This window comes from Deinococcus rhizophilus (assembly GCF_030271215.1).
Classification (GTDB): domain Bacteria; phylum Deinococcota; class Deinococci; order Deinococcales; family Deinococcaceae; genus Deinococcus; species Deinococcus rhizophilus.
This window is the reverse complement of record NZ_JASNGB010000434.1, coordinates 1-352: the sequence shown is the minus strand read 5'-3', so window position 1 is coordinate 352 and position 352 is coordinate 1. Positions and strand designations below refer to the sequence as shown.

Sequence of the window (352 nt, the reverse complement as noted above, 5' to 3'; positions counted from 1 at the left end):
CTCGCCCCGGCGCTGGCGCACCCGCTGACGCGCCCGGAGGCGCTCAACGCGCTGGGAGTGCTGCACGCCCTGCGGGAGGAAGGGCAGGAGGCCCGCGAGCAGTTCGGCGCGGCCCTGACCCACGACCCGGGGCACTACCGGGCGGGGACGAACCTGGGCAACCTCGACCTGGAAGAAGGGCGATTGGCCGAGGCCGAGGCCCGCTACCGCGAGGTGATCCGCGTGCAGCCCGACTACGACGGGGCGCACCACAACCTCGGGGTGGCGCTGCGGCGGCAGGGGCGGCTCGCGGAGTCGGTGGCGTCCATCCGGCGGGCGCAGCGCCTGGGCCTGAAGGGGTCGCAGCGCGAGG

The 352-nt window shown here is 76.1% G+C and carries 1 protein-coding gene; it reads left to right on the top strand.

Annotated features, from left to right (window positions below; genetic code table 11):
• Positions 1 to 352 (top strand): tetratricopeptide repeat protein (locus tag QOL99_RS17720; RefSeq protein ID WP_285525712.1); only part of this gene is annotated, 352 nt, incomplete at both ends.